The sequence below is a fragment of the Intestinibacillus sp. Marseille-P6563 genome, from assembly GCF_900604335.1.
Taxonomy (GTDB): domain Bacteria; phylum Bacillota; class Clostridia; order Oscillospirales; family Butyricicoccaceae; genus Butyricicoccus_B.
Genome location: NZ_UWOD01000001.1, coordinates 242,624 through 258,054 on the forward strand (window position 1 = coordinate 242,624; position 15,431 = coordinate 258,054).

General features: G+C 53.3%; 14 protein-coding genes and 1 riboswitch. Of the genes, 2 read left to right on the forward strand and 12 right to left on the reverse strand.

The annotated features are described in order from the left end of the window. Positions 1-44 precede the first annotated feature (44 nt). A riboswitch (cobalamin riboswitch) is annotated at positions 45-232 on the reverse strand. 120 nt (positions 233-352) lie between these two features. Together EFB11_RS01190 and cbiQ are read right to left on the reverse strand one after the other, a co-directional pair. Beyond that, positions 353-1,180 (reverse strand): energy-coupling factor ABC transporter ATP-binding protein, encoded by an 828-nt coding sequence (locus EFB11_RS01190; RefSeq protein ID WP_122788570.1) that lies wholly within the window; start codon positions 1,178-1,180, stop codon positions 353-355. Positions 1,181-1,192: 12 nt separating this feature from the next. Further along, entirely contained in the window at positions 1,193-1,984 is a 792-nt protein-coding gene (gene cbiQ, locus EFB11_RS01195) for a cobalt ECF transporter T component CbiQ (protein ID WP_122788572.1), read from the reverse strand. A gap of 179 nt (positions 1,985-2,163) precedes the next feature. Here cbiQ and zupT point away from each other — a divergent pair, with 179 nt between their 5' ends. After that, positions 2,164-2,949 (forward strand): zinc transporter ZupT, encoded by a 786-nt coding sequence (gene zupT, locus EFB11_RS01200; protein ID WP_122788573.1) that lies wholly within the window; start codon positions 2,164-2,166, stop codon positions 2,947-2,949. A 48-nt stretch (positions 2,950-2,997) separates the two neighbouring features. Here the strand turns inward: zupT and EFB11_RS01205 are convergent, their stop codons facing one another. Next, positions 2,998-4,368, reverse strand: a complete 1,371-nt coding sequence (locus EFB11_RS01205; protein WP_122788574.1) for an S-layer homology domain-containing protein — start codon at positions 4,366-4,368, stop codon at positions 2,998-3,000. 207 nt (positions 4,369-4,575) lie between these two features. On the opposite strand from EFB11_RS01205, the gene EFB11_RS01210 reads away from it, so the two are divergent. Then, on the forward strand, positions 4,576-5,520 hold the full coding sequence (locus EFB11_RS01210; protein ID WP_122788575.1) for an L-lactate dehydrogenase: 945 nt from the start codon (positions 4,576-4,578) through the stop codon (positions 5,518-5,520). A 37-nt stretch (positions 5,521-5,557) separates the two neighbouring features. Here the strand turns inward: EFB11_RS01210 and EFB11_RS01215 are convergent, their stop codons facing one another. From EFB11_RS01215 to thrC, 9 genes are all read right to left on the reverse strand, one after another. Further along, positions 5,558-5,881 carry an SCP2 sterol-binding domain-containing protein gene (locus tag EFB11_RS01215; RefSeq protein WP_122788576.1) on the reverse strand — a complete coding sequence of 108 codons (324 nt, stop codon included), beginning with the start codon at positions 5,879-5,881 and terminating at the stop codon, positions 5,558-5,560. A 107-nt stretch (positions 5,882-5,988) separates the two neighbouring features. Next, entirely contained in the window at positions 5,989-6,384 is a 396-nt protein-coding gene (locus EFB11_RS01220) for a hypothetical protein (RefSeq protein ID WP_122788577.1), read from the reverse strand. Between the two features lie 78 nt (positions 6,385-6,462). Then, on the reverse strand, positions 6,463-7,065 hold the full coding sequence (yihA, locus tag EFB11_RS01225; RefSeq protein ID WP_122788578.1) for a ribosome biogenesis GTP-binding protein YihA/YsxC: 603 nt from the start codon (positions 7,063-7,065) through the stop codon (positions 6,463-6,465). Positions 7,066-7,082: 17 nt separating this feature from the next. Then, positions 7,083-9,503 (reverse strand): endopeptidase La, encoded by a 2,421-nt coding sequence (gene lon, locus EFB11_RS01230; RefSeq protein WP_442906844.1) that lies wholly within the window; start codon positions 9,501-9,503, stop codon positions 7,083-7,085. A gap of 250 nt (positions 9,504-9,753) precedes the next feature. Then, entirely contained in the window at positions 9,754-11,016 is a 1,263-nt protein-coding gene (clpX, locus tag EFB11_RS01235; RefSeq protein WP_122788580.1) for an ATP-dependent Clp protease ATP-binding subunit ClpX, read from the reverse strand. 134 nt (positions 11,017-11,150) lie between these two features. Beyond that, complete coding sequence (gene clpP, locus EFB11_RS01240; protein WP_122788581.1) at positions 11,151-11,735, reverse strand: ATP-dependent Clp endopeptidase proteolytic subunit ClpP; 585 nt, start codon at positions 11,733-11,735, stop codon at positions 11,151-11,153. Between the two features lie 83 nt (positions 11,736-11,818). Then, positions 11,819-13,135, reverse strand: a complete 1,317-nt coding sequence (gene tig, locus EFB11_RS01245; RefSeq protein ID WP_122788582.1) for a trigger factor — start codon at positions 13,133-13,135, stop codon at positions 11,819-11,821. Between the two features lie 84 nt (positions 13,136-13,219). After that, positions 13,220-13,921, reverse strand: a complete 702-nt coding sequence (locus EFB11_RS01250) for a metallophosphoesterase (protein ID WP_122788583.1) — start codon at positions 13,919-13,921, stop codon at positions 13,220-13,222. A 14-nt stretch (positions 13,922-13,935) separates the two neighbouring features. Continuing rightward, positions 13,936-15,429, reverse strand: coding sequence for a threonine synthase (gene thrC / locus EFB11_RS01255; RefSeq protein ID WP_122788584.1), 1,494 nt, complete (start codon positions 15,427-15,429; stop codon positions 13,936-13,938). Between the last annotated feature and the right edge of the window lie 2 nt (positions 15,430-15,431).

The window sequence follows — 15,431 nt, forward strand, 5'->3', positions numbered from 1 at the left end:
GTCAGAAACTGCCTTTGCACACCGGTCATCGCTCGTAACCGTATGCATTTCTACTCTTAAAGGCAGGTTTTCTGACTCAGGCTTCATCGTCCGGCGCGGCCTTCCCAGAGAAACCCAGTGACACACAATGCGCCAAACTCTTCCATTACAGCGGCGGGACCGTAGGAGATTTGCACTCCTTTCCCTTTTCACCTGCGGCATGTGCGCAAGTACCTTCAAGATCCGGCAAGCATCGATTGCTTGCACCTGGAAGAAACATCTTTATTGTAATCGAAATGCGAAAACTTGTCAATATGCTACAAGGCATTTCGCATTCTTGTGCTAAAATTGATACAATCGTCCAAAATTCTGCTTACGAGTCCAAAAGCACATCCAGATCCTGTGGGATGCGCGGACAATCGGCCTGCGCAGGCACCAGCCCATGCGCCCGCAGCCGGGAAAAAACCTCCAGCATGGTTGGCTGCCGCAAATTGGCTCGTTCGATGATCTCTTGATTTTCAAACACCGCCAGCGGGCTGCCGTCAGCAATAATCTTTCCGTTGCAAAATACCACAATGCGGGAAGCCCAGCGGAAAGCAAAATCCATATCGTGCGTGGAAATGAGCAGCGTTTTTCCGGCCCGCGACAGGCTTTCAAGCACCTGTTCCAGCATCTCTGCCCCGGCAGGGTCGAGCGAGGCAGCCGGTTCGTCAAATAAAATCACTTCGGATTCCATGGCGATAATGTCGGCAATGCTCACCCGCTTTTTTTCGCCGCCGCTCATGTAATGTGGCGGCCGGTTACGGAAGGCCTCCAAATCCATGGTAGCAATCGCATGCTCTACCCGACGCTCGACCTCCTGCTTGGGCAGCCGCAAATTCATTGGCCCAAAGGAAATCTCGGCCAGCACCGTGGAAGCGATGATCTGGTCGTCTGCATTTTGAAACACCACGCCCACATGCTCCCGCAGCGCATTGCGCGAGCGCGCATCGATCGCTGTTCCGTGCAGACGGATTTCGCCCGCATGGGGCTCGAGCACCCCATTCAGGCACAAAAAGAAGGTCGATTTCCCGGCACCGTTGGTACCAAGCACCGCGATCTTCTCCCCGGCATACACATCCAAAGAAATATGCTCCAGAGCATGCTTGCCTTCTTCATAGGCGTATTCCAAGCCCTGGACGGATAAAATTGGTTGTTCCATGTTTTTCTCCTTTTACAGCAACCACCAAATCGCAAGCCCTATCATCCATACCAGACCAGCACACAGCCACTGCCGAGTTGTGACCGGCTTTTCCGGCTCCAAAAACCGCATCTCCCCCGTATAACACCGGGATACCATGGCATCGTAATAGGTATTTGCCTTGCGCATAGACAAAACGAGTAGATTGCCTGCGATTCCGCCAAACGAACGCAGAGATGTCCGCAAATCCCGATAACCCAGCCGGGATTCGGCAGCTGCCCGCATGCGCCCCTGTACATCCAGCAAAATGAAAATGAAGCGGTAGATGAGATACATCAGCTCGATCACCAGTTTCGGCGTATGGATTTTTCGCAACACTCCGACGATCTCACAGGCTGGCGTGGTCAAGGTCATAAAATACATCGCGCTGACCGCACCAAAGGCCTTGACCAGCAACCGCAGCGCCTCCCAGGCATCTGCTCGATTGATGTATAGATAAAACCAGTGCAGCGACAGACAAAAGTCCCCTTGCGGGGTCCAGGACACATTGCAGGCCAGCGTCAAACCGCTGAGCAGCAAAAAAGCTGCGGGAATGCTCAATAGTGCTCCATAATCACGCAGCGGCAATCCTCCCATACCAACGGTCAGGAAGCCCATGGCCGCGAACAGGAACACCGCCAGCCATGGATCATTGGCTGCAATGCAAAAAACCAGCGTCACACAGGAAAACAGCACTTTAAAACCGGCATTCCAACCGTTTAAACGGGATGCATATGCAAAATAATCGATCGATCGCACGCCCGCGTGCCGGTGGCCGGTTTTCATCGCGTTCCCCCCTGTCCATAATTAAAATCTATTATACAAACTTCCTGGAATTTCGTCAATCCGCACTTGGACTGCGTGAAGTCCGCCCCACATTTTCTTGTGTATTTTTATTTGACAGATACACAAGAGCATGTTATACTCATGTTAGTTAGCAATAGTTAACATCAAAGGAGGTTCCTATGCAACATACCCTTTTTGCATTTACATTGACTTTGATTGCGGGCCTCAGCACCGGCATCGGCAGCGCCATTGCCTTTCTGGCCCGGCAGACCAATAAGAGGTTTTTATCAGTCAGTCTGGGTTTTTCGGCTGGTGTCATGGTCTATGTATCCATGGTCGAGATTTTCGCGCAGGCACAGACAACGCTTTCCACCGCTTTGGGCGCCCGTCCTGGCAGCTGGGCTACTGTTCTTGCGTTTTTTGGAGGAATTGCTCTGATCGCCATTGTCGACCGCTGCATCCCTTCCTATGAAAACCCGCATGAAGTAAAACTCATCGAATCCGAACCACAGCCACAAAAATTGATGCGGATGGGTGTCTTTACAGCGCTGGCCATTGCCCTGCACAATTTCCCCGAAGGTCTGGCGACCTTTGTTTCGGCCTTGCAGGAGCCCGAGATCGCCATTCCGATTGTCGTTGCCATCGCCATTCATAACATCCCGGAAGGCATTGCCGTATCGGTCCCCATCTATCAGGCGACCGGTTCCAAGAAAAAAGCATTTCTCTATTCCTTTTGCTCGGGCTTTGCCGAGCCTGCCGGTGCTCTGATCGGCTGGCTGGTGCTGCGGCCGTTGATGAGTGACACGGTCTTTGGCTTGCTGTTTGCCGGAGTGGCTGGCATCATGGTCTTTATTTCGATTGATGAATTGCTTCCCGCCGCGCGCGAATATGGAGAGCACCATTTATCGATCTATGGATTTATCGCCGGTATGGCCGTCATGGCAATCAGTCTGCTGCTGTTTTAGACAAAAAAATAGGGCATGCCACAGGGCATACCCTATTTTCATCCTACATTATGCCGGGGTGTTTGTGCCACCGATCATATCCGTATAGGTATCCAGATCGCTGGGGAGCGTTACCTTTACCGAGCTGCCGGTTGCAGTGATGTCATAATTCAGAGTAATCGCCATATCGATCTTCTGATCCATAACATTGACCGAGCAATCCATATCCGCAGCCATGGACTTGAGCTGACCATTCTCCGGAGTTACGGTGATGGCAACGTTATCAAAGGTCATCGAACCCATATCCGCCGTCATGCCTGCCGAAGTCAGAATGTTTGCAATCATGTCGTTCATGCTGGATGCAGCATATTCGATCTTGTAGCTGCCATCCGAATTCTTAGCAATGCTCTTAAACAGCGAGATCGGCTCTACGGTATTCACCATTTCCGACAGACCCATGCCGTCCATCATGTCCTGTACGCTCATTTCGGTCTTGATCTTCTGATCACCCGACTTGACGTAGTAAGCGCCATTGGTGAAGTAAGCTTCCATATCCATGGTCTGCTGTGCCTGCTGGCCTTCTTCTACCAGAGATTCATCCAGATTCATGGTAATCTTGCCCTTCATGGCCAGCTTGCTGTTGTCCAGGTTTTCCATGTCCATGTTAGCCTGCACGTTCATATCCATGTCGGCCTTGGCCAGGTTTGCATCGTTGAGCTTCATGTCCATGCTCATCTTCATGTTCATAGCCATGTCGGTCACGTCTGCCATCTTCTTGGACAGTTCGGTATACTCATTGTATGCCTTGAAGGTATCCTGGGTGGACTTTGCCTTGGTTGCGTCAACCGCACCGCTGGCAACGAGCTGATCGAGCAGGGTATCGTTCTTGCCATCCTTGGGCTGAGTTGCCAGCGCCGTGTAGCTCATCGCTACCACATCATCGCGCAGGAAGTTTTCCGGATCGCAGTTGAAATCATCGACAACGCCCTTTTCCTTTGCGAAGGTCAACGAATTGCTGTACGAGAAATCTGCATTGTCGCCCGTATCGGTGTAGCCGAGGGAGCGCATCAGGAAGGTCGCATACATCTGTGCGGTGCAAGCGCCTTCGGTGTCATAGGTGGTTTCGGTTGCACCAGCCGTCAGGTTGTTGTGATACAGCCAGCCGACATACGGAGCTGCCCAAGTGGGCACATCGGTAAACGGAGTTTCATAAGTATTTGCCGTTGCATCCTTTTCCCCGCCCAGCAGACGAACCAGCATAACCGCTGCTTCTGCACGGGTCGGAGCCCGGTCGAGCTCATATCCATTTTCCGTGCCGCTGAAAAGATCCATTGCATGCAGCGAATCTGCACAATGGGTGAAGTTTGCAGCAGCGGCCGAAATGGTCATGGTCGTTGCCAGAGCTGTGCCCAGAAGCAACAGCTTGCATGTTTTTTTCATCGTCAATTCCTCCTTTAGGTTTGTACACATTATATCATACCTTTTGATTTTTGTATCAAAAATTCATAAAATTTTTTATTCTTCACAAACTATAAACAGTCTGCTTACAAACGTATGATTTTTTGCGCAAATCTCCAAATTGCTAACCTTTTCCCTCTTATTTTGTTGCAAATTTTACAATCGTATTTTCAGAAAGGACGAAATTTTATGACCAATCTTCGTAAGTGCGCCGTGATCGGCGTTGGTTTTGTAGGGGCAACTTCTGCCTTCACCCTGGCCACCAGCGGCCTGTTTTCCGAGATCGTGCTGCTGGATGCAAACCAGAAAAAAGCCGAAGGAGAAGCAGCCGACATCAGCCACGGCATTGCGTTTACCCAGCCGTGTATCGTTCGTGCCGGCGATTACAAAGACCTGGCTGAATGTGGTCTCATTGTTATCGCAGCCGGTGCCAACCAGAAGCCGGGCGAAACCCGCATCGAACTACTGGGCCGAAACCGTGTCATCATGCAGACCATCATCGAGCAGATTATGCCCGTCAACCAGGAAGCCATCTTGCTGATCGTTTCCAACCCGGTCGATCTGCTGACCTATATGGCCCAAAAATTATCCGGTCTGCCGGCTGGCCGTGTCATCGGCTCGGGTACCGTTTTGGACACCGCCCGCCTCAAACACCTGCTGGGACAATACCTGCAAGTCGACAGCCGTAATGTGCATGCGTTCATCATTGGCGAACATGGCGACAGCGAGCTGGCGGTCTGGTCCTCGGCCAACATTTCCGGCGTCGATCTGGATGACTACTGCCGCATCTGCGGCAAGGACCCCTCGCACGAAGCGCTGCACAAAATCTATATTTCAGTGCGCGACGCGGCTTACTCCATCATTGACGGCAAAGGCGCCACCTACTACGGCATCGGCCTTGCTGTGCGTCGCATTGCCGAAGCCATCGTGCGAAACGAACACTCGGTGTTGCCGGTATCCAGCATGGTGTCCGGGCACTACGGCATTTCCGACCTTTGCCTGGGGCTCCCCTGCGTCGTCGGACGGGACGGTGTCCAAAACGTGTTGGACGTTCCGCTCAGCCCGGATGAAACGGCACAGCTACAATCCTCGGCGCAAAAAATGCGCGCCTTGCTCGACGAAATCGGCCTATAAAAAAATGCTCCATCCTGCGTTTGGGATGGAGCATTTTTTAATTCTTCAGCAGTTCTGCCAGCAGCAGGACCTTATCAATGTTGCCTTCCACTTTGAGTTTGCCTTCGGCAAACGCAACTTGCGGATTGAGTTTTCCCGACAAGATCCGGTCAAAATTGGTCATGGTCAAAGAGATTGCTGCATCACGATCCAGATATTCATAGGGCATTACCGAAAGGACGCCGCCCAGCACTTCGATGTAGAACACACCGGTGATTTTGCCCGTCAAATTGACCTGAATGGCCAGCTTGTCCTGTGTTCCCGAAAAGTCGCGGTCCTTTAACCGGTTGTACACTTTGCCAATCAATTGCTCAACAGTCATTGCTTTCTTCGCTCCTCTATCCAAAATGTCTTAGCTTTAACTATTATCTAATAAAAAGGTAAGAATTGCAAGCACATTTGGTAGAAAAAGCACGAAACGATACTAAATCAGGTCTTTTTCACAAATTGATTTCCACATTTAGGACATTTAATGTTAATTTTCCCCTTTCCCCGCGGTACGCGCAGGTAGGTTTTGCAGCATTTGCATTTGAAATACCGATGGGTTTTGCGGTCTTTGAACCGCAGCCAAGCCCCTTCGATCTGTTTCTTCGCTGGCAGCCACAGGGATAAAAACTTCTGATTTTCCTTTTGCCGCTGCGCAATATTGCGGGAAAACATGCGGAAATAGCACAGAAACAAAAGGACTACAATCCCAATCGCCAAACCATCTATGCGCACAAAGCTCCACAGTGCCGCCAAAAACAGACCGGCAATCATCAGGAATTGGTTCAAACTGTCGTTGCCATAGCGGCCATACATCAGCCGCCGCATAAAATCAAACATAGAAGCATTCTCCGTTCTGTTAGTATTTCCCTTCCCCAATCCCCTGTGAGAAAAGCCCCGGCATACGGGGCTTTTCGGTTATTCTTCCGGCTCTGCGGGGCATGCGGCTGCCTGGATAATCTCCAGAACAGTCTCCCGGCCGTCCCCCTTTTCCGCAGAAAAGGCGATCACCGGCACATCTTCGGGCAGGCGTAATGTTTCCCGAATCACGGCCAAATTGCCCTCTCGCTCGCTCTTTTTCACCTTGTCGAGCTTGTTGGCAATCACCAAAAATGGCATCCCCGTACTGAGGAACCAATGTGCCATGGTCTGATCATCCTGCGTCGGCTTGTGCCGCATGTCCACGATCTGAATGCCCAAAGTAATCAAATCGGACGCAAAATACAGATCCATCAGCTTGCCCCAGCGGTCGCGTTCGGCTTTGGAAACCTTTGCATAACCATAGCCGGGCAGGTCCACAAAATAGGCCTTCTCATCGATCTGGAAAAAGTTGATGTGAATCGTTTTACCCGGTTGATTGCCCACCCGGGCAAAATTTTTGCGGCCAAGCAGCTTATTGATGGTGGAGGATTTCCCGACATTGGACTTTCCGGCAAAAACGATCTGCGGCAGGCCATCGTGTGGGAAATCGGCTGGTTTGACGGCGGAACGAATAAATTCCGCCCGATGCAGGTTGAGCATAGCTGTCCTTTCCAAATTTACTGGCGCAGTGCGGTCACCGGTTCGCCCATCTGCGGGACCGGTAGCGCGGACTGCTCCTTCTTTTCTTCTCGTTTATAGGGAATGCGGCGCGAAAAATCGAGCGCTGTTTCCAAAACCGTGTCCATGTGCTCGGCGGTGACAAACTTCACGTGCTCCCGTACCACAGGAACAACTTCCTCCAGATCGGGGGCATTGTCCTTGGGGATGATGACCGTCTGGATACCCGCACGATACGCTGCCATGGTCTTTTCCCGCAGGCCGCCGATCGGCAGGACTCGGCCACGCAGGGTGACTTCGCCGGTCATTGCGACGTCGTGCCGCACCGGCGCACCGGTCAGGGCCGATACCAACGCGGTTGTGATGGTCACGCCGGCCGAAGGACCATCCTTCGGAATGGCTGCTTCCGGGAAGTGGATGTGCATATCCATTTCCTTATAGAAATTGGGATTGATCTGCAGCATTTCCGCCCGGGACCGTACAAAGGTCACGGCCGCCTTGGCGCTTTCCTGCATGACAGTGCCCAGATTGCCGGTCACTTCGATCTTACCGGTGCCCGGTACCACCGCGGCTTCGGCTTGCAGCATCTCGCCGCCTACACTGGTCCAAGCCAGACCGTTGACCACGCCCACTTCATCGCGCTTGGAGATAGCATCGTCCTTGAATTTGGCCGGTCCCAGCAGTTCTTCCAGATTTTTTGTTGTAACCGTAAGTTTTTTGCCCTCGCCGTCCGCAATGCGCTTGGCAGCCTTCCGGCACAGCTTTGCCAGCAGCTGCTCCAACCGGCGCACGCCGGCCTCCCGGGTATACCCGGAAATCACCGCATGGAGCGTTTCCTCCGAAATCGACAGCGTGCCTCGTGTCAGACCGTGCTTTTCCATCTGCTTTTGCAGCAAATGATGCTTGGCGATCTGTACCTTTTCCTCACTGGTGTAGCTGGACAGTTCGATGACTTCCATACGGTCGAGCAGCGGACGCGGGACGTTGCCCAAATCGTTGGCCGTTGTCACGAACAATACATCGGACAAGTCAAAGGGCAATTCGATATAATGGTCACGGAAAGTGCTGTTCTGCTCAATGTCCAAAACTTCGAGCATGGCCGACGCCGGGTCGCCCCGGAAATCATTGCCCATCTTATCGATTTCATCGAGCAGCATCAGCGGATTGCAGCTTCCCGCCTGCGCCATGGCATTCATGATGCGACCGGGCATCGCACCGATGTAGGTCTTGCGATGACCGCGAATATCGGCTTCATCCCGCACGCCGCCCAGCGACAGACGGACATAATTGCGTCCCATCGCTTCGGCAACCGAACGGGCGATCGAAGTCTTGCCCACACCCGGAGGGCCTGCCAGACAGAGCACCTGTCCTTTCAGCTCGGGCGCCAGCTTTTTAACGGCCAAAAATTCCAAAATGCGTTCTTTGACCTTTTCCAGTCCATAGTGGTCCCGGTTCAAGATGCGCTGTGCCCGCGCCAGATCATGCTGCTCCTTGGTGGTTTGGTTCCACGGCAGGTCAAGCACGGTATCCAGGTATGTACGAATCACGCCGCTTTCTGCCGATGTGCTGCTCATCTTGGACAGCCGGTCGGCTTCTTTGAGCAGCTTTTCGGTGTGCTCCTGCGGCAGCCCCAAGGCCTCGATCTTTTCCCGATATTCATCGACTTCGGCGCTCACATCCTGCTCGCCCAGTTCGGACTGGATCACCTTGATCTGTTCCCGCAGATAATATTCCCGCTGGTTTTTATCAATCTGGTCTTTCAGTTCATCCTGAATGTCGCTTTCGATTTTAAGAATCTCGGTTTCATCAGTCAGCAGACGGATGACGCGCGTTAACCGCTTGGTCACGTTGAGTTCTTCCAAAATCTCCTGCTTGATCTCAAAATCAACCGCAATATTCTGGGCGATATAGTCAGCCAGGTAACCAGGCTCGCCGCCCTCGGCCACGCACAACACCACATCGCTGGACAGACGGGGCGCATAATCGGCATATTCCGCAAAGCGGTCCTGCACGGTGCGAACCAGTGCCTGCTCCCGGCGATACGACGGATGCGGCAAATATTCCTCTAACAGTTCGACCTTGGCATACAGGCATCCGCCCTGCTCCATGGCTTCAAATTCCAACGCTCGCGCGCGCCGCTGCCCTTCGACCAATACCCGGATGTTATCCCCCGGCATGCGCAAGATCTGCTTGATGACACAGATGGTGCCGACCTCAAACAGGTCTTCTGCATGGGGTGTATCGGTCTTCAGTTCTTTCTGCGCGGTCAAAAAAATGTTTTGGCCGTCCTTCATCGCAGCCTCCAAGGCCTTGATGGACATGATACGGCCAACATCAAAATGAATCAGCATCTGGGGGAAGGCCGTAAGCCCACGCAGTGGCAAAACGGGCAACACCCGAATGGTCTGTTCTTCATTCATGGTCATATCTTCAACTCCTAAATGGGGTTTTCCTTACTCTATTCAGTATAGTCGAAAGCGCTTGGGAATGCAAGCGACAACATCTGGCGAAATATACAAATTGGGCTCTTGCCGTGATTTTTTCGGGCATGTGTTTCCTTAAAATGTTTGAAAATCGCCGATTTGAGGAAAAGCCCGATGGGGGTAAACGGTATCCTGTGTCAGATACGAAAATAAGGCCGCATGGTACGGCCTTATTCTGCTTTGTTGTTTAAGCGGTCTTGCCCGGTTTGCTCGGTTTGCGCACAATGATTGGTTCGCCCTCCTGCCGGATGACCTCCTTGGTGATGGTCACGCTCTCGATCTCTTCATCCGACGGGATCTCGAACATGATGTTGGTCATCACTTCTTCCAGTACGCCACGCAGGCCGCGCGCGCCCGTCTTGCGTTCTACCGCAATCTTGGCGACTTCGACCAATGCTTCCTCATCAAAGGACAGCTCGACATTGTCCAGTTCGAACAGCTTCTTATACTGCTTGACCAGAGCATTCTTGGGTTCGGTCAGAATGCGCACCAGGGCGTCCTGATCCAGACTGTCCAGGCTGACGATTGCCGGCAGACGACCAATCAGTTCGGGAATCAAACCGAACTTCATCAGGTCATGCGGCTCGATCTTATCCAGCAGTTCGGAAATATCAGCTTCCTTACGGCTGGTGACCGTTGCGCCGAAGCCCAGACCCTGCTTGCCGGTGCGGTTCTGGATGATCTTCTCGATGCCATCGAACGCGCCGCCGCAGATGAACAGAATGTTGGTGGTATCGATCTGGATAAAGTCCTGATGCGGATGCTTGCGGCCACCCTGCGGGGGGACGTTCGCCGTTGTGCCTTCCAGCATCTTGAGCAGCGCCTGCTGCACGCCTTCGCCCGATACATCACGGGTGATCGACGGGTTTTCGCTCTTGCGGGCAATCTTATCGATCTCATCGACATAGATGATGCCGCGCTGCGCCAGTTCGACATCGAAATCGGCCGCCTGAATGAGTCGCAGCAAAATATTTTCCACATCTTCACCGACATAACCGGCTTCGGTCAACGTAGTCGCATCTGCAATCGCAAACGGCACCTGCAACGTCTTGGCCAGCGTCTGCGCGAGCAGCGTCTTACCCGAGCCCGACGGCCCCAGCATCAGGATATTGCTTTTCTGCAATTCTACGTCGTCGCCGCCGCGGAAAATACGTTTGTAATGGTTGTATACCGCGACCGAAAGCGCAACCTTGGCACGATCCTGCCCGATGACATATTCATCCAGCACGGCTTTGAGCTGCTTTGGCGTCGGAAGTGTTTCTGGCGCTTCCAGCGGCGCTTCGTCCAGCGCTGTGTGCATGCCCAGTTCTTCCTCCAGAATGCTGGAGCAGATCCCGATGCACTCGTCGCAGATATAAACGCCCGGTCCGGCGATCAGCTTGCGGACCTTGTTCTGCGGCTTGCCGCAAAAAGAACATTTCAGCGTTCTATTTTCATCTTTGTTTGCCATCATTTACCTCTCATTTCCGACCCAGAGCGCCTTTGCCATGCTCTGTCCGGTGGATTCCAGAAAACCGCTCCCCCGCCCGGGCACGCAGCAAAGACGTACCCGGCGGTGCAGCGGTCGTAAAAACGGAAGATCGATTACCGTTTTTCAAATACCTTATCGATCAGGCCGTATTCGAGCGCTTCCTGTGCGCTCATGAAATTGTCACGCTCGGTGTCCGCGGTCACGATATCGACCGGCTTACCGGTGTTTTCGGCTAAAATGTGGTTCATGCGCTTTTTGATGGTTTCCAGTCGCTTGAGGTGGATTGCCATATCGGTGATCTGACCCTGGGTGCCAGCCGACGGCTGATGGATCATGATCTCGGCATTGGGCAGCGCATACCGCTTGCCCTTGGCGCCTGCTGCGAGCAGGAATGCGCCCATCGAAGCCGCCATACCAATGCAGATGGTGGAAACATCGCACTTGATATAGTTCATGGTGTCATAGATGGCCATACCAGCGGTGACCGAACCACCCGGGCTGTTGATATAGAACGAAATGTCCTTATCCGGGTCCTGTGCTTCCAGATACAGAAGCTGTGCCACGACCAGAGAAGCCGTCACATCATTGACCTCTTCCGACAGGAAGATGATGCGGTCATTCAAAAGCCGCGAATAAATGTCATAGGATCGTTCGCCGCCACGGTTGGTCGGCTCAATGACCATAGGTACCAAACTCATAACTTGGTTCTCCTTTCAATATCCTTCGTTTCCATGGATGCACCTTCCGCCCTTTTCCCCGAAAGATATGTAAGGTAGGAGGATTATTCCTTATCGGAAGCTTCTTCCTTCTCTGCCTTCTTGACTGCCTTTGCGTTGGTTCTCAGAACCTCGATTGCACGGTCGATCTTGAGGTCTGCCATCAGAGCTTCTGCCGGCATTGCCTTCTTGACCTGGTCGATTTCCATGCCGTAACGCTCTGCCAGCTTCTTGAACTCGTCTTCCAGCATCTCGTCGGTGATCTCGATGTTCTCCAGCTCTGCAACCTTCTTCAGTGCCAGACGGCCCTTGACCTGCTTCTCAGCCTGCTCACGGAACATGCCGCGGAAGGTAGCCATGTCGGTGCCGGTTGCCTTGAGGTAGCCCTCGAGGTTCATGCGCTGCATCTGCAGACGGTATTCAAAATCGCGGATGATGGTGTCGATCTGCTGCTCGATCATTGCATCCGGGATGTCAGCCTGCATGCCTTCGACAACCTTGTCGATGATGTTCTGCTCGAACTCGCGGTCAGCTTCCGCATTCTTGGCATTGGTCAGGCGCTCCTTGACTTCCTTCTTCAGGTCAGCCAGGGTCTCGGCGGTTTCGGAAACGTCCTTGGCAAACTCGTCGTCGATTGCCGGGGTGATGGTCTCCTGTACCGACAGAACCTTGCACTTAAAGACAGCTTCCTTGCCAGCCAGATCTTCTGCGGTGTAGTCTTCCGGGAAGGTTACAACAACGTCCTTCTCGTCGCCAGCCTTGCAGCCGATCAGCTGATCTTCAAAGCCCGGGATAAAGGTGCCAGAGCCCAGCTTGAGCGGATGATTTTCGCCCTTGCCGCCTTCAAAAGCAACGCCGTCCAGGAAGCCTTCGAAATCAATGTGTACGGTATCGTTTTTCTTCGCTGCACGCTCAACGGTCTCGGTGCGTGCAAAACGCTGTGCCATGCGCTCGAGTTCTGCCTTCACGTCCGCAGCCATAACCTTTACTTCTGCGCGCTCAGCCTCGATGCCCTTGTACTCGCCCAGGGTTACTTCCGGCTCTACCGGAACCTTGCACAGCAGAACAACCGAACCAGCATCGGTCATGTCCTGAATCTCGACATCCGCCTGTGCGATGGGCTCGATCTTTGCTTCTGCGATTGCCTTTTCGTAAACTTCCGGATAGCAGATGTTGAGAGCGTCTTCAAAGAACACGCCGTCGCCGTACAGGCTTTCGATCAGCTTGCGGGGCGCCTTGCCCTTACGGAAGCCCGGAACGGTGATCTTCTTGCCGTTTTTCTTGTATGCTTTTTCCTTCGCGGCTTCGATCTCCTCGGCGGAAATTTCAACGGTCAGAGCAACAATGCTCTTCTCCTGCTTTTCAATATTCTTCAGTTCCATTTTAGTTTATTCCTCCTAAAAATGTATCCAACCTATTCTATCAGATTATGCGCGGGATTTCTAGCCCATTTTTCGGATTTTTTCTTATTTTTTTAGCAAAACCGGGGTGAAATCCACGTGGTCGCCCGAAACCAGCTTGAATTCAATGCCTTCGTGCACCCCTTCAACCGCCCATTTCAGGCTGGCCGAATGCAGATGGCCATAAATGCAGCGGGTCACACCATAGCGCTGCAAGAGTTCGATGATCTCCCCGCAGCGGAAATTGGCATAGAGCGGCGGGTAATGCAGGAAACAATATTTCTCCCGCACCCCCAGCGCGTCGGCGGCTTTGAGCGAGGTTTCCAGGCGCATCAGTTCCCGCCGGAAGATCTTTTCGTCCTGCTGCTGCTGAAATTCTTCTTCATAGAACCAGCCTCTTGTGCCGCACAGGCCGATGTCTTCATAAACATAGCAGTTGTTGTGCAGAAACTCAATGTTCTGGAAGCCGTTTTCTTCGACAAACCGGCGCATCTTGGTCATGGTGTTCCACCACAGGTCATGATTGCCTTTGAGGATGATCTTACGTCCGGGCAGCCGGTCCAAATAAGCAAAGTCTGCCTTGGACTCTTTAAAATCAATGCCCCAGGACACATCCCCGCCGATGACGACCGTATCTTCGGGTGTCACAACAGCCGACCAATGCGCCTGAATCTTGTCCATATAATCCTGCCAGCGGCCGCCAAAAATGTCCATGGGTTTGTCGACCGCACACGCAAGGTGCAGATCAGCCAGGGTATAAAGCGCCATACCCGCCTCCGATCTTACAGTTTTACCAACAGGTCAATGGTGTCCAAAATCCCTTCCTTGGGCACAACCCGGTCAAAGCGCGGCTGCTTGCCAGCCAAAGCCGCCAGCGGCGCCGGAGCTTCCATGCCGGTCATCTGGCTGAGCACGTCCAGCTGGGTCACGTCGTCGCGCTCGAGCTTACCGCCCAGAGCTTCGACGACCGCGCGGCAGAACTTAAACGGGCTGGCCGTAGAAGCAATCACGGTCGGCGTTTTGTCCAGCGTCGTGCGGCGGTAGTTTTCATATACCCGGACAGCAACCGCCGTATGGGTATCGGCCAGATAATGCTCTTCGTCCCACAGCTTGCGGATGGTTTCAGCCGTCTGCACATCGTCACAGTAACCGGCGTCAAAATCTTCCGCGATCTTTTCGAACAGCTCTTTTGCCAGCGAATACCGGCCGTCACGGCTCAGCTGACCCATCAGGTCAGATACTACCTTGTCATTCTGCCCGGAAATGTAGAACAGCAAACGTTCCAGATTGGAAGAAATCAGAATATCCATGGACGGCGAATCGGTCGTATAGAACGGACGGTTGCGGTCATAGGTACCCTGATTCTTGAAGAAGTCGGTCAGGACATTGTTGCGGTTGGACGCACAGATGAACTTATGCACCGGCAAGCCCATCTGCTTGGCAAAGTAACCGGCCAGGATGTTGCCGAAGTTGCCGGTCGGCACACAGATGTTGATTTTGTCGCCCATCTGGATGGTGCCTGCGTTGACCATATCGCAGTACGCCGATACGTAGTATGCGATCTGCGGCGCCAGACGGCCCCAGTTGATCGAGTTGGCCGACGAGAACATCAGGCCTTGCGCATCCATCTTTTCGGCGGTCGCCTTGTCGGTAAAGATACGCTTGACTGCGCTCTGCGCGTCGTCAAAGTTACCGTGAATGGCAACGACTTCGACGTTATCACCCTTCTGGGTGGTCATTTGCAGCTTCTGCATGGGCGAAACGCCGTCCACCGGATAGTAGACCATGATCTTGGTGCCCGGCACATCGGCAAAGCCTTCGAGCGCTGCCTTGCCGGTGTCGCCCGAAGTGGCGACCAGGATGCAGGCTGTACGGGTCTCCCCGGTCTTTTTGAGCGATGCGGTCAGCAGATGGGGCAGCATTTGCAGCGCCATGTCCTTGAAGGCGCAGGTCGGGCCGTGCCACAGTTCCAGAATGTGCTTGCCATCCTTCAGGTCTACGACCGGCGCGGTGTTCGGTCCGCCGAACTTTTCGTCGGCATAGGCCTTCTGCGTGAAATCCTGCAATTCCTCGGCCGTAAAATCGGTCAGGTACTTGCCCAGGATAAACGCTGCGCGCGCCTTGTAGTCCATGCCCAGCAGGGCATCGAGATCGGCCTTGGTCAGGCTGGGAATCTCGGTCGGGCAAAACAGGCCGCCGTCGGGCGCAATGCCGGTCGCGATGGCTTTGGCCGCGCTCACGCGCAGGCCTGCGTTGCGAGTGCTTACGTAGTCCATAT

Excerpts from the sequence above, each read along its gene's own strand:
- EFB11_RS01250 (WP_122788583.1), bottom strand. The coding sequence starts at position 13,921 with ATGGCGCTTTATACCCTGGCTGATCTGCACCTTGCGTGTGCGGTCGAC.
- clpP (WP_122788581.1), bottom strand. The coding sequence starts at position 11,735 with ATGAGTTTGGTACCTATGGTCATTGAGCCGACCAACCGTGGCGGCGAA.
- tig (WP_122788582.1), bottom strand. The coding sequence starts at position 13,135 with ATGGAACTGAAGAATATTGAAAAGCAGGAGAAGAGCATTGTTGCTCTG.
- thrC (WP_122788584.1), bottom strand. The coding sequence starts at position 15,429 with ATGGACTACGTAAGCACTCGCAACGCAGGCCTGCGCGTGAGCGCGGCC.
- EFB11_RS01190 (WP_122788570.1), bottom strand. The coding sequence starts at position 1,180 with ATGGAACAACCAATTTTATCCGTCCAGGGCTTGGAATACGCCTATGAA.
- EFB11_RS01205 (WP_122788574.1), bottom strand. The coding sequence starts at position 4,368 with ATGAAAAAAACATGCAAGCTGTTGCTTCTGGGCACAGCTCTGGCAACG.
- yihA (WP_122788578.1), bottom strand. The coding sequence starts at position 7,065 with ATGCTCAACCTGCATCGGGCGGAATTTATTCGTTCCGCCGTCAAACCA.
- lon (WP_442906844.1), bottom strand. The coding sequence starts at position 9,503 with ATGAATGAAGAACAGACCATTCGGGTGTTGCCCGTTTTGCCACTGCGT.
- zupT (WP_122788573.1), top strand. The coding sequence starts at position 2,164 with ATGCAACATACCCTTTTTGCATTTACATTGACTTTGATTGCGGGCCTC.
- EFB11_RS01220 (WP_122788577.1), bottom strand. The coding sequence starts at position 6,384 with ATGTTTGATTTTATGCGGCGGCTGATGTATGGCCGCTATGGCAACGAC.
- cbiQ (WP_122788572.1), bottom strand. The coding sequence starts at position 1,984 with ATGAAAACCGGCCACCGGCACGCGGGCGTGCGATCGATCGATTATTTT.
- EFB11_RS01210 (WP_122788575.1), top strand. The coding sequence starts at position 4,576 with ATGACCAATCTTCGTAAGTGCGCCGTGATCGGCGTTGGTTTTGTAGGG.
- EFB11_RS01215 (WP_122788576.1), bottom strand. The coding sequence starts at position 5,881 with ATGACTGTTGAGCAATTGATTGGCAAAGTGTACAACCGGTTAAAGGAC.
- clpX (WP_122788580.1), bottom strand. The coding sequence starts at position 11,016 with ATGGCAAACAAAGATGAAAATAGAACGCTGAAATGTTCTTTTTGCGGC.